General features: G+C 73.1%; 17 protein-coding genes. 6 read left to right on the forward strand and 11 right to left on the reverse strand.

Translation table 11 applies throughout. The features are described from left to right. The first annotated feature begins 118 nt into the window (after window positions 1-118). On the forward strand, window positions 119-2,557 hold the full coding sequence (locus VIU94_RS09840) for an endo-beta-N-acetylglucosaminidase (protein WP_331909727.1): 2,439 nt from the start codon (window positions 119-121) through the stop codon (window positions 2,555-2,557). A gap of 45 nt (window positions 2,558-2,602) precedes the next feature. Here the strand turns inward: VIU94_RS09840 and VIU94_RS09845 are convergent, their stop codons facing one another. After that, window positions 2,603-4,159, reverse strand: a complete 1,557-nt coding sequence (locus VIU94_RS09845; protein WP_331909729.1) for an FAD-dependent oxidoreductase — start codon at window positions 4,157-4,159, stop codon at window positions 2,603-2,605. 185 nt (window positions 4,160-4,344) lie between these two features. Here VIU94_RS09845 and VIU94_RS09850 point away from each other — a divergent pair, with 185 nt between their 5' ends. Continuing rightward, window positions 4,345-4,611 (forward strand): hypothetical protein, encoded by a 267-nt coding sequence (locus VIU94_RS09850; RefSeq protein WP_331909731.1) that lies wholly within the window; start codon window positions 4,345-4,347, stop codon window positions 4,609-4,611. A gap of 15 nt (window positions 4,612-4,626) precedes the next feature. Here VIU94_RS09850 and VIU94_RS09855 read toward each other — a convergent pair whose 3' ends face one another. Together VIU94_RS09855 and VIU94_RS09860 are read right to left on the reverse strand one after the other, a co-directional pair. Then, window positions 4,627-5,544, reverse strand: coding sequence for a helix-turn-helix domain-containing protein (locus VIU94_RS09855; protein ID WP_331909733.1), 918 nt, complete (start codon window positions 5,542-5,544; stop codon window positions 4,627-4,629). Between the two features lie 32 nt (window positions 5,545-5,576). Further along, complete coding sequence (locus tag VIU94_RS09860; protein ID WP_331909735.1) at window positions 5,577-6,692, reverse strand: AI-2E family transporter; 1,116 nt, start codon at window positions 6,690-6,692, stop codon at window positions 5,577-5,579. Window positions 6,693-6,863: 171 nt separating this feature from the next. On the opposite strand from VIU94_RS09860, the gene VIU94_RS09865 reads away from it, so the two are divergent. Next, entirely contained in the window at window positions 6,864-8,360 is a 1,497-nt protein-coding gene (locus VIU94_RS09865) for an alpha/beta hydrolase (protein ID WP_331909737.1), read from the forward strand. Window positions 8,361-8,420: 60 nt separating this feature from the next. Here VIU94_RS09865 and VIU94_RS09870 read toward each other — a convergent pair whose 3' ends face one another. Both VIU94_RS09870 and VIU94_RS09875 read right to left on the reverse strand, forming a co-directional pair. Beyond that, a complete protein-coding gene (locus VIU94_RS09870; RefSeq protein WP_331909739.1) occupies window positions 8,421-9,638 on the reverse strand; it encodes an aminotransferase-like domain-containing protein in 1,218 nt (405 codons plus the stop codon). A 108-nt stretch (window positions 9,639-9,746) separates the two neighbouring features. Continuing rightward, on the reverse strand, window positions 9,747-10,697 hold the full coding sequence (locus VIU94_RS09875; protein WP_331909741.1) for an oxidoreductase: 951 nt from the start codon (window positions 10,695-10,697) through the stop codon (window positions 9,747-9,749). 107 nt (window positions 10,698-10,804) lie between these two features. On the opposite strand from VIU94_RS09875, the gene VIU94_RS09880 reads away from it, so the two are divergent. Further along, window positions 10,805-11,398: a TetR family transcriptional regulator gene (locus tag VIU94_RS09880; RefSeq protein WP_331909759.1), complete on the forward strand. Its 594-nt coding sequence runs from the start codon at window positions 10,805-10,807 to the stop codon at window positions 11,396-11,398. 76 nt (window positions 11,399-11,474) lie between these two features. Here the strand turns inward: VIU94_RS09880 and VIU94_RS09885 are convergent, their stop codons facing one another. Beyond that, window positions 11,475-12,530, reverse strand: a complete 1,056-nt coding sequence (locus VIU94_RS09885; RefSeq protein WP_331909743.1) for a hypothetical protein — start codon at window positions 12,528-12,530, stop codon at window positions 11,475-11,477. After that, the gene (locus VIU94_RS09890) at window positions 12,527-13,537 is read right to left on the reverse strand and encodes a DUF7638 domain-containing protein (protein WP_331909745.1); all 1,011 of its coding nucleotides are present in this window, start codon (window positions 13,535-13,537) and stop codon (window positions 12,527-12,529) included. The genes VIU94_RS09885 and VIU94_RS09890 overlap by 4 nt, the downstream gene beginning before the upstream one ends. 29 nt (window positions 13,538-13,566) lie before the next feature. Between VIU94_RS09890 and VIU94_RS09895 the strand changes: the two genes are divergently transcribed. Continuing rightward, window positions 13,567-14,328, forward strand: coding sequence for a 2-phosphosulfolactate phosphatase (locus tag VIU94_RS09895; RefSeq protein ID WP_331909747.1), 762 nt, complete (start codon window positions 13,567-13,569; stop codon window positions 14,326-14,328). A 48-nt stretch (window positions 14,329-14,376) separates the two neighbouring features. Here VIU94_RS09895 and VIU94_RS09900 read toward each other — a convergent pair whose 3' ends face one another. Further along, entirely contained in the window at window positions 14,377-14,727 is a 351-nt protein-coding gene (locus tag VIU94_RS09900) for a hypothetical protein (RefSeq protein ID WP_331909749.1), read from the reverse strand. 110 nt (window positions 14,728-14,837) lie between these two features. Further along, the gene (locus VIU94_RS09905) at window positions 14,838-15,029 is read right to left on the reverse strand and encodes a hypothetical protein (RefSeq protein WP_331909751.1); all 192 of its coding nucleotides are present in this window, start codon (window positions 15,027-15,029) and stop codon (window positions 14,838-14,840) included. Window positions 15,030-15,389: 360 nt separating this feature from the next. Between VIU94_RS09905 and VIU94_RS09910 the strand changes: the two genes are divergently transcribed. Next, window positions 15,390-16,415, forward strand: a complete 1,026-nt coding sequence (locus VIU94_RS09910) for a hypothetical protein (protein ID WP_331909753.1) — start codon at window positions 15,390-15,392, stop codon at window positions 16,413-16,415. A gap of 65 nt (window positions 16,416-16,480) precedes the next feature. On the opposite strand, the gene VIU94_RS09915 is transcribed toward VIU94_RS09910, so the two are convergent. Both VIU94_RS09915 and VIU94_RS09920 read right to left on the reverse strand, forming a co-directional pair. Next, entirely contained in the window at window positions 16,481-17,434 is a 954-nt protein-coding gene (locus VIU94_RS09915; RefSeq protein ID WP_331909755.1) for an SMP-30/gluconolactonase/LRE family protein, read from the reverse strand. A gap of 96 nt (window positions 17,435-17,530) precedes the next feature. Beyond that, on the reverse strand, window positions 17,531-18,124 hold the full coding sequence (locus VIU94_RS09920) for a TetR/AcrR family transcriptional regulator (protein WP_331909757.1): 594 nt from the start codon (window positions 18,122-18,124) through the stop codon (window positions 17,531-17,533). Window positions 18,125-18,218: the final 94 nt, after the last annotated feature.

Below are 18,218 nucleotides of genomic sequence, written 5' to 3' on the forward strand. Positions count from 1 at the left end.
CGTCACGCACGCCACGCACGCCATGCACATCGCCGCACGTTGCGCAGAGCTTCGTACGTCACGCACGTCCCAGCACCTCCAGCACTTCCACCCCCCGAACGCTGGAACGGAGCCCCGGATGAGACGCCCCCTCACCCTCCTGCTGACCGCGGCGCTGATATGCGCCGTGCTCGGCCTCACCCCCGCGCACGGTGCGTCGCCGAAGGGCCCCGAGGCCCCGAAGCCCCGCGTCGCCGCCGCCGGAGACCAGCCCTACGCCTCGTACTGGTACCCCAACTCGATCCTGGGCTGGGACCCGGCCACCGATCCCGACGCCCGGTTCAACCGGTCACGTGTCCCCCTGCGGCCGCGCGTCTCCGACCCCGCCCTCAAGGCCAACGCCAACGCCCGCTCCGGAGAGGGCGGCGTCACGTCCCTGGTCTCCTTCGGCCCCACCTCGAACAACCCCTCCCAGGGCTCCCTCGAACCCCACTACTACGCCTTCGGCCACTGGCAGTACGTCGACAAGCTGGTGTTCTGGGGCGGCTCGGCGGGCGAGGGCCTGATCCTCGCCCCGAACTCCACCGTCATCGACGCCGCCCACCGCAACGGCGTGAAGGTCTACGGCACGGTCTTCTTCCCGCCGACCGCGTACGGCGGCCAGATCCAGTGGGTCCGCGACTTCGTCCAGAAGTCCGGCAGCACGTACCCCGTGGCCGCCAAGCTCGCCCAGGTCGCGCAGCACTACGGATTCGACGGCTGGTTCATCAACCAGGAGACCGCCGGCGGCGACGCCGCCCTCGCCACCGAACTGCGCAACGCGATGCGCTACGCCCGGGGCCTCGGGCCCGTCGAGTTCATGTGGTACGACGCGATGACCGAATCCGGCTCGGTGAGCTGGCAGGACGCGCTCACCAGCGCGAATGACTCCTTCCTGCAGGAGGGCGCGCAGCGGACCTCGGACTCGATGTTCCTGGACTTCGGCTGGAGCGCCGCCGGACTCGACTCCTCGCGCACGCTCGCCCGGAACCTGGGCCGCAGCGAGTACGAGCTGGCCGCCGGCATCGACACCGAGGCCAACGGCTACAACACCTCCGTGCCCTGGAGTTCGGTCTTCCCCGCAGGGCAGAAGCATGTCACCTCGCTCGGCATCTACCGCCCCGAGTGGACCTTCACGTCCTCCTCCGGCCGGGCCGACTCGCACACCCGCGAGGCCCGTTACTGGGACGGCGCCAACGCCGACCCGTCGAACACCACGACCACCTCGTCGTGGAAGGGCCTGGCGAACTACGTCCCCGAGTCCTCGGCCGTCACCGCCAAGCCCTTCGTCACCTCCTTCAACGCGGGCCAGGGCGACTTCTACAACTCCCGCGGCGCACGCGCCTCGTCGACCGGCTGGAACAACCTGTCCCTCCAGGACGTACCGCCCACCTACCGGTGGCTGGTCTCCTCCACCGGCACCCGCCTGACCCCGTCCGTCGACTTCGCCGACGCGTACGAGGGCGGCTCCTCGCTGCGGCTCAGCGGCGTCCTCGACGCTGCCAATACCGTCCGCCTCTACCAGACCAAGCTCCCGGTGGCCGCGGACACCAAGCTGTCCGTCGTCGTGAAGACCCAGGCCGCGGGACCGACCCGCCTCAAGGCCGCCGTCTCCTTCACCGACGCGCCGACCTCCTTCACCACGCTCGACCTCGGCTCCACGACGGGCACGGGTTGGGAGCCCAAGACCCTCGACCTGTCCGCCTTCGCCGGCCGGACCATCGCCCAGATCGGCCTCCAGGCCGCCGGATCCGACCCCGCGTACGACATCCGCGTCGGACAGATCGCCGTGTACGACGGCGGCGTCGACACCGCGGCCGCGCCGACCGGCGTCACCGTCCTCGGCGCCACCGACGTCAGCAGCACCCGCAAGACCCTCCGCCTCGGCTGGACCCCGTCGGCCGGCGGCTCGGTGCACCACTACGAGGTCCACCGCCGCAACCCGGACGGCACCCGCACCTTCCTCGGTGCCACCCCGAACGACGCCTACTTCGTCCCCCGACTCGACCGCGTCGGCACCGAGGCCACCACCACCCTCGACGTGGAGGCCGTCTCCACCGAGTACGGCCGCTCACCGGCCGCCACGACCACCGTCACCTGGTCCGCGTCCACGGAGACCAACCTCGCCCTGAACCGCCCCGCCACCGCCTCCGGACAGTGCAATACGGCCGAGGCGCCGGCCAAGGCGGTCAACGGCAGCGTCTCCGGCGGCAACGCGGACAAGTGGTGCACCACGACCTCCGCCAAGTGGCTGGACGTGGACCTCGGTTCCGCCCGCCCGCTCACCCGCTTCACCGTCCGGCACGCGGCCGCCGGCGGCGAGAGCGCCTCGTGGAACACCCGCGACTTCACTGTTCAGGTCCGCGCCTCGACGGCCGACCCGTGGACCACGGCAGTCACCGTCACCGGCAATACGGCCGCCGTCACGACCCATCCGGTGACCGTCACGGCTCGCTACGCCCGCCTCCAGGTCACCCGGCCGACTCAGACGACCGACCCGGCCGCCCGGATCTACGAGTTCGAGGCCTGGGGGTCGTAGCGCCTGGGTATTGGAGGGCTTCGGCCTGTGACTCGGGGGACCGGGTCACACGTCCGGGCGGGCGCGGCGCGGCAGGGGCTCGGTCGCGGGTCCCTGCAGCACCGTCCCGTCCGGCGCGAACCGTGAACCGTGGCAGGGGCACTCCCACGTCTGCTCGGCCTCGTTGTACGCCACCAGGCACCCCATGTGCGTACAGCGGGCCGACAGCGTGTGCAGCACCCCCGACAGATCCCGCTGGACCGCCCGCGGTTGCCCGTGGTCACGGACCACCACCCCGGTCCCGGGCGGCAGCTCGGCGAGCGACTGCGCCCGCTCCAGGCGTCGCCGGTCGCCCAGGTAGTGCGCCGCGACCTCCTTCTGCGACCGCACGAGGTCCGGGTACTCCCGCAGCGCCGCGGGCCGCCGCGGGTCGAACAGCTCGGTCCACGACGGCCGGGGCCCGCCGAGGAGATGCGCGGTCAGCAGCCGTCCGGCCATCGCCCCGCCGCTCAAGCCCCAGCCGCCGAACCCGGTGGCGACGTACACGTGCTGCGTACCGGGATGCAGATGCCCCACGTACGGCACGAGGTCGGCGGATTCCACGTCCTGGGCCGCCCAGCGCAGCGGCGCGCCCGCCTCGCCGAAGCCGGGGAAGTACCGGCGCGCCCAGCTCTCCAGGCGGTCGTACCGCGTGCCGACGTCGCCCGCGCCCGGCCGGAACGCCTCGCCCGTCACGACGAGCAGCCGCTGGTCCGCGCGGTACGGCGCCGTGCGCACGGACCGCGTCCGGTCCTCCGGGGTGAGGTACATGCCCTGAGGATCCGCCTCCGGTGGGAGGGGTGCGGCCACCACGAGCTCGTGCCGCGGGGTCAGCCGGACGAGCAGGGATGTCGGCGCGAACACGGGGAAACCGGTGGCTACGACGGCCTCCGAGGCATGGACTACCACCCCGTCCTCGGTCTCCAGGCGGATGTGGGCGAGCTCGTGCAGGGCGAGGACTCGGGTGTGCTCGAAGACGCGGCCGCCGGCGGTGGTGAAGGCGTCGGCGAGCGCCGTCAGGAAGGCGGCCGGGTGCAGTTGGTACTGCCCGTCCACTCGTACGGCGGCGGCCACCGGGAACGGCAGCCCGGTCTCGGTGACGAACCGTGCGTCGACCCCGGCTGCCCGGGCCGCTTCGGTCTCGGCTTTGACCTCCGCGACCCCGCCCGGCTCGGTGACGTACGTGAAGGCGGGCCGCTGTTCGAGCTCGGCGTCCGCCTTCAGCTCGGCGCAGAGCGCGGCGATGCGCTCGACCGCGTCCTGCTGCGCCGCCGCGTACAGCCCCGCGCCCTCCGCGCCGACCGTCTGCCGCAGCCGCTCGTAGTGCAGTCCGTGCAGGGCGGTGACCTTGCCGGTGGTGGACCCTGTGGTCCCGGAGAGGATGCGGTCCGCTTCGAGGACCACTGCCTCCCGGCCCGCCCGCGCCAGCTCCCAGGCCGTGCAGAGCCCGGCGATGCCGCCTCCGATGACCGCCACGTCGACGGTCAGGTCCTCGTCGAGGCGGGGGCGGGGCCGGCGGTGAGCGGTTGCCAGCCAGTGGGACGACGGTCCTGTGTCGCGATCGAGCGCCAGGGGGTCGTGCATGGCGAGCCTCCCGCCGGTGGTGCCTGTGCCAGATGAATACCCGCTGCCTCGGGGCGGCATGTGCGCACGGGGCGCGCGACCGCTCCGGGTGACTGTGTGACGACGGACCGCGACGGACCGCGACGGGCCTGCGACGGCTGACGCGGTCCGGGGCGTTGTCAGTGGCGACTGCGATGCTTACGGGCATGGACGAGCTGATGAGAGGGCGTGTCTACGGCGCCGACCATGACGATCCCGACCCCGGGCCGCGCCCGGGCCGTGTCTACCGCGAGCTGGTGGCGGGCCCGCTCGACGGCCTGCTCCTCGACGTCACCGGCTGGACGGAGCGCCAGCTCCAGGAGTCCGTCGCGCTTCCCACGGAGATAGGCGCGTACGGAGCGGGCGGCCACGCCCAGTACGCGCCGCGCATCGGCGAGCCCGGCCGGTGGGACTGGCGCGGCGACACGCCCTGATCGAGCCGCTCCCTGTCAGGCGGCGGCCGGGTCGAGCTGGGAGTGCAGGGAGGCGAGCAGCCAGTCGTGGGCCGCACCTGCGGTGGTGTGGTCCGGTCCGAACACCTCGGCGGCGAGCTGCCAGTAGTGGTCGATCCGAGGATCGGCATCGAGGACGCGGCCGAGTTCGCGACGGAACGCGGGCGTGTCCCGCGTCCCGCTCGACCGCGCGTACGCGGCGACGAAGCAGTCGAGCGCCTCGCCCTCCCGGGGTGCCCGACCCGCCCGCAGCTGCGGTGCCGCCAGCGCGTACGCCTCGTCGAGGCCCTCGTACAGCACGGCCGGCCGATGGCCCCCGCTCGTGCGGTGCGCGGCGGGCTGCGCGCGGTCGTCTCCGCCGCACGGGGCGGAGACGAAGGCGTGCATGCGCGCGAAGGCCAGGACTTGGCCGGGTTCGGGGTCCACGGGCGGCTGGGGCACGGTCTGCTCCAGGACCGTCGACACGACACGGGCGGGGAGCCGCGGCGGCAGCCAGCGCCGCCAGAAACGCGCCAGCGCGTCGGTGCTCGGCGGCGTGGTCACCGCGCCGACCAGCCGCAGCCGCCCGGCGCGTTCCTCCGGCGCGCAGTCCCGCACCAGCCGGAGCGCGGCCTCCCGCCAGCGCAGCGCGGCCAGTTGCGAGCCGAGCTCCCGCAACTGCCCCGCGACGACGTCCTCCAGCGCACCCTCGTCGTCCAGCACCCGCCCCACGTCCGGAACCGGCAGGTCCAGCGTGCGCAGCGACCGGATGAACCGCAGCCGGTCGAGCGCCTCCGGCCCGTACCGCCGATGGCCCCCAGCGCTGCGGCCCGCCTCCGGCAGCAGCCCGCGCTCCGAGTAGTACCGAACGGTCTTCACGGTGACGCCCGAACGCTCGGCGAGCTCACCGATGCTCCAGAAGCCATCAGCAGACAAGGCGTGAACCTCCCTCGCTCCGGCAGGGCGGATTACGACGGAACGGGGGCGGGGACCGGGGACTCGTCGGGCTCCGGCTCCTCCTGCGGCTCGACGAGCTGCTCGCGCAGGTAGTTCCAGAACACCGCGATGAGCGCGGCCACGGGGACGGCGAGAAGGCTGCCCACGATGCCCGCCAGGCTGCCGCCGAGCGCCACCGCCAGCAGGACGACGGCCGCGTGCAGGCCGAGTCCGCGACTCTGGATCATGGGCTGGAACACGTTGCCCTCCAGCTGCTGCACCACGACGATGATCGCCAGCACGATCAGCGCGTCGGTCACGCCGTTCGACACCAGCGCGATGAGGACCGCGACCAGGCCGGCGAACAGCGCTCCGATGATCGGCACGAAGGCGGAGACGAAGGTCAGCACGGCCAGGGGGAGCACCAGCGGAACATCGAGGATCCACAGTCCGAGACCGATGAACACGGCGTCGAGGAGCCCGACGAACGCCTGGCTGCGCACGAACGCGCCCAGGGTGTGCCAGCTGCGGGCGGCCACGATCGGGACGTCGACGGCGAGCCGACCGGGAAGCTGACGGGTGAGCCAGGGCAGGAACCGCGGCCCGTCCTTCAGGAAGAAGAACATCAGGAAGAGCGCGAGCACGGCCGTGACGACCCCGCTGAACACCGTTCCCACCCCGGCGGCCACCGCGCTGACCATGCTGCCGATGCTGTCCTGGACGCGGGCGATCGCCGTGTCGAAGGCCCCGGTGATCTGGTCGTCGCCGATGTTCAGCGGCGGCCCGGCGGCCCACTCCCGCAGCCTCTGGATCCCTGCGACCACGCCGTCGGCGAGCTCCCCGGACTGGGAGGCGACCGGTACCGCGATGAGCGCGAAGATGCCGGCGACGGCAAGAAGGAACGACACCGTGACGACCGCCGCGGCCAACGCAGGCGGCCATCCGTGCCGCCGCAGGATCCGAGTGGGCGGCCAGGTGAGGGTGGTAAGGAACAGCCCCACGATCAGCGGCCAAACGACCGACCACATGCGACCCACAACCCACAGGGCCACCGCAGCCATCAGAAGCACCAACAACGACTCGGCAGACACACGAGCCGCGGTACGCAACGCGGCAGCGGCCTTCCTGGAACTCAACGCGGCAGACATGGGGGTCACCCTAGTAACACGCCCACCCCGCCCGAGGATCACCCCTGCCCGCAGGCAGGCGGGCCGAGCCGTCTCTTGAATCTCCCGCAGGGGGAGTTCCTAGCGTTCGGCGAGTGCGGGGCGGTCGGAGACGGTCGGGCCCCGCTTGCCGAGTGCGTGGGAGGAGAGGTCATGGCGGCGTTCATTCTGGTGGCGGGGGCGTACACGGGGGGTTGGGTCTGGGGGGAGGTGGCCGGGCGGCTGCGGGAGGCGGGGGGCTCCGTATATCCGGCCGAGTTGACCGGACTGGGGGGTGACGGGCCTCCGGCGGGGGCCGGGACGGATCTGGAGAGGCACATTCGCGACGTCGTGGAGCTCATCGACCGCGTCGACGAGGCGGAGATCGTGCTTGTCGGTCATGACTACGGGATCCACCCGGTCCTCGGGGCCGCCGACCGCCGGCCCCAGCGGATCGCTCGCGTCGTGTACGTGGATGCCGGGATGGCCCAGGACGGGGCTTCTGCCCTTGCCCTCGTGCCTGATCCGACCGTGCATGACGCCCTGGCGGGGGGCGCGTCGGCGATTCCCGCGCCCACCTCCCGTGAGGGCTGGCAGCGTTGGGGGAGTACCGAAGGCGTCGGCGACGCGGCGCTGGAGCGGCTGACCCGGCTCGCCGTGCCGCAGCCGCGATCCACCCTCACGCAGCCGCTGCAGCTCACCGGCGCGGCCGCCGCGTTGCCGATCACCGGCGTGCTGTGCGTCGCCAACGGGGCGAGCATCGCGAGCGTCGAGGCCCTCGTGCGGCTCGGCGACCCCCGGCTTCAGGCGCTGGTCGACCCGGAGGTCACCTTCTTCGAACTGGCCACCGGGCACTGGCCGATGCTCTCCGCCCCGGACGAGCTCGCCGATGTGCTGATCGCCGCCGCCAAGGGCGACGGTCACCGCGTGTCGTTGCCGACGGAGGGCGAACTGCCGCCCCATCTCCAGCCGTTCCTCCTCGACGTGCCGGAGCAGCGGCGCGAGCGGACGGGGCGCGTGGACCTGCACCTGCCCGAGGCCGACGGGCCCCGGCCCGCGGTGGTGTTCGTGCACGGCGGCCCCGTGCCCGCCGGAGTCGAGCCGACGCCCCGCGACTGGCCCACGTTCGTGGGCTACGCCCAGTACGCGGCGAGCCTCGGCGCGGTCGGCGCGACCGTGGACCACCGGCTGCACGACATCAGCGCCTACCCCCAGGCCGCCGAGGACGTCGCCGCCGCGGTCGAACTCGTCCGCGCCGACCCGCGCGTGGACCCGGACCGGGTCGCGCTGTGGTTCGTCTCCGCCGGCGGGCTGCTCTCCGCGGAGTGGATCGCCGAGCGCCCGCCGTGGCTGCGCTGCGTGGCGGCGAGCTACCCCATCCTCGTACCGCTGCCGAACTGGGGCCTGACCGACCCCCGGTTCCACCCGGTCGCCGCACTCGGTGCGGCCGACCGGCCGCCGATCGTGCTGATCCGGGTGGAACGGGAGCGCCCCGAGATCGCCGTGACCGTCGCCGAGTTCCTGGCCGCGGCCGAGGAGACCACTGCCGACGTCGAGGTGATCGATCTGCCCGGCGGCGAGCACGGCTTCGAGGCCGTCGACCGCTCCGAAGCAGCCCTGCGCGCCGTGGAGCGGGCGATGAGTTCGGTGCTCGGCCACCTGGTGACGTGACGGCTCCCCCCTCCCGGCTCAGCCCTCCCGGCTCACCCCTCCCTGCTCACCCCTCCCTGCTCACCCCGCCCCGCCGAGGGCCTTGGCGAGGCGGGCCAGTCCCTCGCGGATCTCCTCGGGCGTGTGGGTGGTGAACGACAGCCGCATGGCCCGCGGGTCGGGCGTCCCCGCGAAGAACGGGGCGCCCGGCACGTAGGCCACCTCGTGGGCGACCGCGACCCTCAGCAGCTCCGTCGCGTCGTGGCCGTCCGGGAGCGTCGCCCAGACGAACATCCCACCCGCCGGATGGTTCCAGCCGCTGCCCGCGGGCAGCGAGGCCGGCAGCCCGTCGAGCAGGGCGTCCCTGCGCTCCCGGTACGCGCTTCGGATGACCGCGATGTGCGCGTCGAGGTCGCTGTCCCGCAGATAGCGCGCGGCGGCCGCCTGGTCGATCGTCGAGGTGTGCAGGTCGGCCGCCTGCTTGGCGATGACGCAGGACCGGCGCAGACCGGCGGGCGCGCGCAGATGACCGAGCCGCAGCCCCGGGGCCAGGATCTTGGAGAAGGAGCCCAGCAGGACGGTGCGGTCCGCCGCGGCCGGCGAGGCGGCGATCCAGGGCACCCGCTCCCCGTCGTACCGCAGCTCGCCGTACGGGTCGTCCTCGACGATCCAGAACCCGTGCCGCGCGGCGGCCTCGGCCACGGCGGTGCGCCGTTCCGGCGAGAGCGTCCGGCCCGTGGGGTTCTGGAAGGTGGGGACGAGGTACAGCAGCTTGGGCCGCTCGCGCGCGACGATCTCCTCCAGCGCGGTCGGGACGATGCCGTCGTCGTCGGTCGGCACCGGCACCACGCGCGCCCCGGCGAACGCGAAGGTCTGCAGGGCGGCCAGATAGCAGGGGTCCTCGACCAGGACCACGTCGCCCGGTTCGAGCGTCGCCGTCGCGATGAGCGTGAGGGCCTGCTGCGAGCCGGTGGTGACGAGCAGGTCGTCGGCCTCCGTCGGCAAGCCCTGATCGCTGAGCCGCTCCGCGATCGCGGCGCGCAGCCCGGGGTCGCCCTCCGTGGTCGAGTACTGGAGCGCCTGCCGCGGTTCCTCGGCGAGCACCCGGTCGTACGCGGCGCGGAGCCCGGCGACGTCGAACAGCTCGGGTGCGGGCAGACCGCCCGCGAAGGAGATCACCTCGGGACGCGCGGTGAGCGCGAGGATCTCCCGTACCGGGGAGGAAGCGATCCCGGCGAGCTTGGCGGCGAGCGGGGGCACGGGCGCGGGCGGGTGCACAGAGGCGGCGGCGGGAATCATGGCGCGAGCATATAAACAGGACGGCGCTGGCGTCCCTGCCCGGCAGGAGGCCGCGACGCGGCGAACGACTCCTGCCGGGCAGGCAATTGAAAGCGCCCCGGGCCCCTGCTAGACGCGGTCGGTCGCCCGGTCCCGGCCCGGGAAGGCGAACCGTACCTCCGTCAGGCGCTCCGACACCTCCCACAGCCGGCGGCCCGCCTCCGCGTCGGTCGCCTGGGGCGCCGACTCGACCTGCCGCGGCGCGCCGCGGAGCTCACCCGGGCCGCTCGGGCCGAAGAACTGCCCGCTCTGCGCCTCCGGCGCGGTGGCGGCGTACAGCTGGGGGAGGGCGCCCTGGTCCGGGGACTGGGCGAGCGGCGTGAGGAGACGGCCGAACATCATCTTCACCATGCCGACCGAGGCAGCCGGCAGGGCGGTCGCGGAGTAGCCGGGGTGGGCGAGGAGGCTGCGGATCGGGCTTCCGGCCTCGGTGAGCCGCCGATGCAACTCGTGGCCGAACACCGCGTTGGCCAGCTTCGACTGGCTGTAGAACGCCATGGGCACGTACCCACGCTCGCCGGCGAGGTCGTCGAGGTTCAGCCGCCCCTGCCGGTGCTTGAGCGAACTGACCGTGACCACACGGGGATCGCGCCCGGCGCTCAGCAGGTCGAGCAGGAGCCCGGTGAGCGCGAAGTGGCCGAGGTGGTTCGCGGCGAACTGCAGCTCGTGGCCCTGGGCGCTCAGCGTGCGCGGCGGCGCCATCACCCCGGCGTTGTTCACGAGCACGTCGAGGCGTGCGTGGTCGGCGCGCAGCCCGTCGGCGAAGGCGCGTACCGAGTCGAGGTCGGCCAGGTCGAGCCGCCGAACCTCCAAGCTCGCCCCGGGCTGTCCGGCGGCGATGTCCGCAACCGTCCGGCGGCCCTTCTCCTCGTCGCGCACCGCGAGGATCACGTGCGCGCCGTGTCGGGCGAGCGCCCGGGCGCTCGCCAGGCCGAGGCCGCTGGTGGCCCCCGTGACGACGTACACCCGGTCGGTCTGGTCGGGGATGTGGGCGGCGGTCCAGTGCTGATGCCGTGTCATGCGGCATAGGTTGCCCTTCATGTCACTCGGTGTCAAGAGTGCTTCTTGGTGTCACGAGTGTCATCCGGAGGTACCATGAGCCGGTGAACACCCGCCCCGAAGTGACCATGGCCGAGCGCAAACGCCTCCTGGTCTCCACCGAGTTGACCGAAGCAGCCCTGCAACTGCTCGCGCTGAAAGGATTCGACGCGGTCACCGTCGACGAGATCGCGGCCGCCGCGGGCGTGTCCAAGCGGACGTTCTTCCGGTACTTCGCGTCCAAGGAAGACGTCGTCGTCCAGTTCCTGACCGAGATGGGGACGGGGATGCGGGCCGCGCTGGCGGACCGGCCCGCTGAGGAGCCTCCCTCCGTCGCGCTGCTGCACGCCGTCCGCGTGCCCATCGACACCTGCGGCGAGCACACCGACCGTGCCCTGCGCGTCGTGCAGCTCATCCTGCGCACGCCCGCCCTGCTCGCCCGCTTCCTGGAACGCCAGGCGCAGTGGCGCGAAGACCTGGCCGACGAACTCGCGGGCCGACTCCGCTTGGACGCCGGCACCGACCTCTACCCGCGGCTGGCCGCCGGCATGGCGCTCACGGCCTTCGACACCGTGCTCCAGCACTGGAGCGACGCCGGCGGCGCCGACGACCCCGCCGAACTGACCGACCGCGCCTTCGCCGTCCTCGCCCCGGCGCTGGACGCCGTCGTACGGAAGGAGTGACGCCCCCGTACGACACGGCTGACGCCCCCGCACGGGAGGGCTGACGCCCCCGTACGACAGGGCTGACGCCCGCGCGTCAGCGCGCGTCGTCCCCTTCGGGCTCGGCGAGCACGACGCGTACGGCCACGAGCCCGCCCTCCGCGTCGAGGTCGGCCCGCACCGGGAAGTAGCCGTCGCCGACCCCGGTCATCGCGCCGAACACCCGCGCGCCGCCCACTTCGATGTCCGTCGCCTCCACCTCGGAGCCGCGGATCCCGCGCATCAGCCGCCAGTGGTCCGAATGCGGGCGGAAGTCCACCGCGAGTCCGCGGCTCGGGTCCTCCGCCTTCCAGCGGAGGACGGACCGCCCCGTCTCCAGCGCCTCCGCGAGCCCCAGGCCCCGCCACCCGCGGACCCCTTCTTCGCCCGGCTCCCCGAGCTCCGGGGCCGCGAACACCGCCGCCGCCTCGTCGGCGTGCCTGCCCCAGAACGCCACGTCCGCGAGCCCGTCCAGCGACTCCTCGTGCTCCCAGGAGCCCAGCGCGTCCGCGTCCCCGAGGAGCACCCGCGCCCAGTCCACCCCGATCACGCCCAGCTCGACGGACCGGACCGCCGGGGCCTCGCTCACCGTGACGTGCACGTCGGCCCAGGAGCCGTACTCGTCATCCTCCGCGACGGTCCCCAGCACTGGCAGCGCACGGTCGCGCGGCAGGCCGCCCACCGCGACGACCGGCACGCCGTGGAGCAGGAAGCCGCCCCCGCAGTCCGCCGCGCACCGGCGCACGCGCTCGCGGTGCGGGACGCGCCCGGGCAGCTCGTCGAGCCGGGCGTCCAGGCCGTGCTTGCGGCAGTGCGCCGCGAAGTCCTCCCGTAGCCCGGCGCCCCAGGAGGCGGCGATGTCGTAGATCGTCCGACCGGGCTGACGGTCGAAGGAGACGGCCGCGGCGTCCGCGTCCGGCCCGGCGATCACGAAGTCCGACCCCGCTGCGACGTCGGCCGCCAGCTTCGGATCGTGGATGCCGAGCAGCTCGGGGTCGACGGCGGCGGGGGAACCGTCCCCGCTCCACAGACCGAGGTGCCCGCCGTCGATGACGACCAGCTCCCCCGACGGGCAGTCGACCCAGCCCAACGGCACGGTTTCACGGCGACTCACAGCGACAACCCCATTCGGTGGACGTTCAGTTCGGCGCGGACCAGCTCCGACAAGCGGCCCAGCCAGTTCCGGCCGTCCGCCTCACAGCCCCAGAAGCCCGCATCGGCGTCGCAGTACGAGGCACGCCAGTGGATCCTGGCCGTTCCGGTGCCGGCCAGGATCTCCGCCAGGTCCGGATGCTGGTCGTACTTGGCCCGCAGCAGCGCCGCCATCACCGCCGTACGCGCCTCGGCCGGCGGATCGATCGCCGCCCATGCCTCGGCCACGGAGGAGTACGTGACGTCCCCGACCCGGACCGGCGCCGGCCACTCGTTGCGCAGCACGGCGAGGCCGGGGGGCTGCGGCGGGGCGGAGACGGGGTGCCAGGGGTCGAGGAGCACGGTCGGATGCTCGGGCTCGGGCCGTCGCCAGGGGCGGGCCAGGAACTCCCGGGGGTCGCCCCACTCGTCGTCGAAGTAGTCCAGGGACTCCTGGTACTGATCGGGCGTCACGTCCGCGCCGATCCCCATGGCCAGGTCGTGCAGCGGGCCGTCCCCGACGGAGTGGTCCGCGAGGGCGGCATGCCGCTCGTGCTCGGGGATCTCCTCGTACGCGGCCCTCAGCGCCGCCCGACGTTCCTCGGTCGGCTCGGCGCGGAACGCGTGCACGGCGCGCCAGGCCCGGGCGGTCGAGTCCGGACGGTCGTTGAGGTCGTCGATGTCGTCGCGGATCTCGGCGAGCAGCGACTCGGGCGTCAGAATGTTCGACAGCACCGTGCCGAACTCCCACTCCACCGTCTCGTACACCGCCGCCCGCGCCCCCTCCTCGAACCGGGTCACGATCCGGCCGCGCCGCACGTCGGCGTCGAACTCCTCGAGGGTGAGCAGTCCCCAGCAGTCGATCAGACCGTCGGCATAGACGCCTAGCTGGACGAGGTAGTGGTGGTCGCCGTTGCGGAGGAACGCCGGGCGCGACAGTCCCGGTATCCGCTCGCCGTCGACGAGGCGGACGATGTTCTGCTTGCTCACCGGGGGAGTGTAGGCCGAGACTCGGACGCATGATCGACGAGGGGTTCGTGCAGCAGGGGTACGGGGTGCGCTTCGAGTGGGGGCCGACGGGCGGTCAATCGCTCGCGCCGCGGGTCGCCTGCCTCGTGGTGGTCGACGTGCTGTCGTTCACCACGTCCGTGACCGTGGCGGTGGACGCCGGCACGCGGGTCTTCCCGTACCCCTGGCGGGACGGCACCGAGGCGGACTTCGCCGTACGGATGGACGCGGAACTCGCCGTCGGCCGCCGCGCGGCGAGCCCGGACCGCCCGTGGTCGCTCTCCCCGGCCGCGCTGCGCGAAGCCCCGTTCACGCCCCGGCTGGTGCTGCCGTCCCCGAACGGCTCGACCATCGCGGCGGCGGCGGTGGACGGCGGCGCGACCGTGGTCGCCGGCTGCCTGCGCAACGCGAAGGCGGTGGCGGGATGGCTGGTCGCGCAGGGGTACGGGACCTCGGCGCGGCCCGTCGCCGTGATCGCCGCGGGGGAGCGGTGGCCGGACGGCTCGCTCCGGCCCGCCCTTGAGGACCTGCTGGGCGCGGGCGCGATCGTGTCCGCCCTGCAAGCGGCGAGGACGGGACCGCTCTCCCCCGAGGCGGAGGCGGCCCGACTCTCGTTCGCGGCGACGCCCGACGTGGTCGAGGCGGTGACGGCCTGCGCGTCGGGCCTGGAGCTGTCGGGCGACGGGTTCGGCGCCGACGTCGCCGTGGCGACGGAGCTGGACGCGACCGAGGCCGTGCCGATCCTCAAAGGCGGGGCGTTCACGGGGGCGTAGGGAGTGCGCCGCGGTGGGCCGGCGCGGCAGGCCGGTCGTGGGCCGAGGTCAGCCCTCCGCGCCGGCCGCGACCGGCTCGACGTCGAAGTCCCAGGCGTGGCGCTTGAACTCCTTGCGGAAGTCCTCGTGGTCCTCCCACTGCCGGGCGATGCCCCGCAGCACGTCCCAGTTGTGCTCCAGCGCCTGGTCGATGACGCTGCGCAGCTTCGCATCGGCCGTCGCCCGCTGCTCGGCGAGTCCCTTGACCGCCGACGCCGCGGCGACGGCGTTCCGCAGCGCGCGCAGGGCGCGCGACGTGTCGTCCATCCCGAAACCGTGGTCGCCGTTGGCGGGGTCGAAGATCGGGGTGAGCCGCGCCTCGATGAACGCGGTGATCCGCTCGAAATGCTGGGCGTCCATCGGGCTCTCCGTCTCCTGCCGTGCGGCCGGGGCGCACGGTCCATCCTCGCGAGGGGCGCCGACCCGACGTCAGCGCAGGTCACAGGATAACCAGCGGGACGACCGGCGGATCACGCGCGCTGGTCCAGTAGCTCCTGGAAGGAGCTCATGCAGGGCGCGCAGTGCAGGTCGGTGTTGTCGCGGTCGGCGGAGGGCTCCTTGTGGATGGTCTGACCGCACAGGGCCGTCGCGCGGTCCTTCGCGGCGATGTGCCAGACGAGGGTTCCGTCCGGCGGGGCAGTGCCGACGTGCATTTCGTACATGGCCGTCTCCGAGATCGGCGGACGCTGACCCCTCCAGTGCACCGGGCCCACGCCCGACGCACGCCCGGTGCGGGGCTGTTCGGGTGGTGTGCGGCCGGATCACGGACTGTCGGCCGGTCGGGTGAACGCAGGGAGGCGACACGGCGCGCCGTCGACCCGAGCGGAACCCACGAGGAATGCGCATCGCCGCGACACAGGGCCCCTCGCGCCTGCCCGTCCTCGTGCCCATGGCCCGTGCAGGCGCGCACTGTGCCACAGCCCCCGAACGGACGCCGCGTCGAAGCGCCGTACCGGGCCGCCGAACGGCCCAAGGCGAGGTCGCCGGACGGGACTGTCCGAGGGGCTCCTTAGGCTGACGTCATGGCTCGTACGACACCCGCCCGCGCGGTCGACATCGCCCGAATCTTCCCCGAGCTCGCGCCGCTCGCCCGCACCACCGTGCGCCTGCATCCGCGGCCCGGGGCCCCGACCGCCGACGCCAGTTCGGTCGGGGGACCGCTGCTGTGGCCGGCGGACGAGCCCTGGCCGACCTGCCCTGAGCACGCCGGCCCGTGGCATGTCGGCTACGTGCCCGCCGAGGTCAGAGCGTGCCGGAGCGTGCTGACGGCGGGCTGGGGACGCTCGCGTGACGGGCGGCTGTCCCTGACGCCCCAGGAGCGCGAGGCCGTCGACCGCGTCGGGTACACGGGGCGGCGGCTCGCGCAGGACGGTCCGGTGCCGCTGCTGGCCGTGCTCCAGCTGTACGCCCGTGACCTGCCGGAGGCCGGGGCGGGGGCTGACCTCTGGCCCGGTCCGGACGGCACGGATCTGCTCCAGGTGCTCTGGTGCCCGTTCGAGCACGGGGAGGACGCGATTCCCGACGTCCGCCTGTTCTGGCGCACGGCGTCCCAGGTCGGGCCGGTCCTGGCCGAGGCTCCGGAGCCGGACGTGATCGGGGACGACAACCACCTGCCCGCCCCGTGCGTCCTGCACCCCGAGGCGCTGACCGAGTACCCCGCGCCGCTCGAACTGCCCGAGGAGCTCGTCGCCCGTATCGAGGGGTGGGAGGCCGCCGAAGGGCTCGAGCACGCGTACCACTTCGGGCTCTCGGTCGTGCACGGCTGGAAGCTGGGCGGCTGGGGCCCGTGGAGCTTCTGCGACCCGTGGCCCATGGAGTGCCCCGACTGCGGCGGCGAGGTCCGGCCCCTGCTGACCGTGGCGAGCGGCGAGTGGGACGGCGAAGGCGACTGGCGCCCCGTCGAGGACAGTGCGCCGGGGGCGTCCGACGTCTCGGTGTATCCACAGCAGCAGGAGCCCACGATGATCACCGTCGGCCGGGCGAGCAACCTGCAGATATACCGCTGCACCGCTTCGGTGGAGCACCGGCCCGTGAGCGTCCTGCAGTGACCGCCTGCCTTGGCCCACGCCCCCGACCGGCCTGACGCCCCGTCACCCGCAGCCGCCTCCTCGGGTCAGCCGACGGTCACGCGCACGATGCGGCCGGACGCCTCGGTCACGAACAGCTCCCGGAGCGGATCGTGGTCGCCGAAGCCGCGCGGGACGCGGACGCTGCACGGCATCCGCAGGCCGGTCGCCAGCACGCACGATCGGCCGGTCTCCGGGTCCACGCGCACGAGTTCGCCGTCCCGGAAGGACGCGACGACCAGGTCGCCGCCGAAGGTCGTGAGGTCGTCGAGGACCTTGGCGTCGAAGGGGTTCGGGCTGAGCTCGGTAACCGTTCGGCGGGCCGCCGGGTCCGCGAGCGGGATGCTTACGACCGGGGACGAGGTGCTCGTGATCACGCTCGCGTACAGCTGATCGCCCACGACCTCCAGGCCGTTGGAGCCGAACACCGCCGCTGCCCGCGTCCAGGCCTCGTCCTTCGTGCCGTCCGGGCGGATCTTGACGATGCCGGTGGCCAGTTCGCGGCTCACGTAGAAGTTGCCGGCGGCGTCGACCGCGAGGCCGTTGATGCCGGAGAGACCGGTCACGAACGTCTCGGGCCGAGGGTTCGCTGCCGCCGGGTCGAAGCGGGCGATGCCTCCACCGAGCGCCGAAGTCAACGGGTTCACCCCGTAGTTGACGTACATGAACCCGTCCGGGCCGCGCCGGATGCCGCCGGGGCCGTTCAGCGGGAAGGACGCCTTGAGCGTGCCGTCCGGCGCGTACCCCTCGACCCGGTGTCCGGTGATGTGCGAGACCCAGAGCGTGCCGTGCCCGTCGAACTCCAGGTTCTCCCGCCAGTCCAGCAGCGGAACGCCGCCCTCCCGGAAGACGTTCACGCGCGCCGGCTCCGGGCATGAGGTCAGTCCGGGGGAGGTCGCCCCCCGCGCCTCTGATGCCGCCACCGGAGTCGGCGTGCCGCCGACCACCAGCGCGGCGAGGAGCGCTGCCGCCCATCCTGTAGCGCGCCCGACCTTCGTCATTCCGCCGCCTCCCCTGTTGGACACCAAGTCAAGTCCAGTGTGGGGTAGGAAGGTTGACGCGGGTGAGGCGATTTCTAGAAGGATTCTCTATTTCTTTCAGGGCTCGAGGGAGCGCAGAATGCGGTCCGGGAGAATGCGCGCGGCCTGGTTCAGATCGATGTCGTACGTGCTGGACAGCCAGCGCCGCGCGGTCTCCTCGATCGGGCCCATGACGAGCACCTCGATCACGGACGGCGGCAGGGCCGCGATCTCGCCGGCCTCGATGCGCGGACCCAGCCACTGCGCGATCGCCCCGAACTTCATCGCCTTGAACGCGCGGATCTCCTCCGCGTGCGTGGCGAGGTAGCCGGAGTAGGCCGAGGCGTGCAGGAAGAGTGCGGCGTCCCGGTGCTCCACGGTGAACCGAAGGTACCCCTGGACGAGCGCGCGGACGCCGGTCCGCAGAGTGCGCGTACGGCTCAGCGACGTGAACACCTCGTCGCCCAGCTGCCCGAGGCAGCGGATGTAGAGGCCGGCGGCGAGCCCGTCGAAGCTGCCGAAGTGGTGGTAGAGGCTGCCCAGGCTGACGCCGCTCGCTGCCGTGACCGCGTTCACGGTGAACCCCTGCTGACCGGAAGTGGCGTACACCTGCAGGGCGGTGGTCAGCAGCCGGTCGACGGTGACTTCTCCGCGTTGTTGCTTGGGCGGCATGCTGGTGTCCCGTCGACGTCCTGATGATCAGCCTACGGTAGTGCAGTGCTGCCCTGATCAGTGCGGAGCTGCGCACAGAGCTTCGGTGCGGAGC

The sequence above is a fragment of the Streptomyces sp. genome (genome assembly GCF_036566765.1).
GTDB lineage: Bacteria > Actinomycetota > Actinomycetes > Streptomycetales > Streptomycetaceae > Streptomyces.

Coding starts and splice junctions, on each gene's coding strand:
- VIU94_RS09905 (WP_331909751.1), bottom strand. CDS start 15,029: ATGTACGAAATGCACGTCGGCACTGCCCCGCCGGACGGAACCCTCGTC.
- VIU94_RS09880 (WP_331909759.1), top strand. CDS start 10,805: ATGGCCGAGCGCAAACGCCTCCTGGTCTCCACCGAGTTGACCGAAGCA.
- VIU94_RS09860 (WP_331909735.1), bottom strand. CDS start 6,692: ATGTCTGCCGCGTTGAGTTCCAGGAAGGCCGCTGCCGCGTTGCGTACC.
- VIU94_RS09900 (WP_331909749.1), bottom strand. CDS start 14,727: ATGGACGCCCAGCATTTCGAGCGGATCACCGCGTTCATCGAGGCGCGG.
- VIU94_RS09875 (WP_331909741.1), bottom strand. CDS start 10,697: ATGACACGGCATCAGCACTGGACCGCCGCCCACATCCCCGACCAGACC.
- VIU94_RS09920 (WP_331909757.1), bottom strand. CDS start 18,124: ATGCCGCCCAAGCAACAACGCGGAGAAGTCACCGTCGACCGGCTGCTG.
- VIU94_RS09850 (WP_331909731.1), top strand. CDS start 4,345: ATGGACGAGCTGATGAGAGGGCGTGTCTACGGCGCCGACCATGACGAT.
- VIU94_RS09895 (WP_331909747.1), top strand. CDS start 13,567: ATGATCGACGAGGGGTTCGTGCAGCAGGGGTACGGGGTGCGCTTCGAG.
- VIU94_RS09915 (WP_331909755.1), bottom strand. CDS start 17,434: ATGACGAAGGTCGGGCGCGCTACAGGATGGGCGGCAGCGCTCCTCGCC.
- VIU94_RS09870 (WP_331909739.1), bottom strand. CDS start 9,638: ATGATTCCCGCCGCCGCCTCTGTGCACCCGCCCGCGCCCGTGCCCCCG.
- VIU94_RS09865 (WP_331909737.1), top strand. CDS start 6,864: ATGGCGGCGTTCATTCTGGTGGCGGGGGCGTACACGGGGGGTTGGGTC.
- VIU94_RS09845 (WP_331909729.1), bottom strand. CDS start 4,159: ATGCACGACCCCCTGGCGCTCGATCGCGACACAGGACCGTCGTCCCAC.
- VIU94_RS09840 (WP_331909727.1), top strand. CDS start 119: ATGAGACGCCCCCTCACCCTCCTGCTGACCGCGGCGCTGATATGCGCC.
- VIU94_RS09910 (WP_331909753.1), top strand. CDS start 15,390: ATGGCTCGTACGACACCCGCCCGCGCGGTCGACATCGCCCGAATCTTC.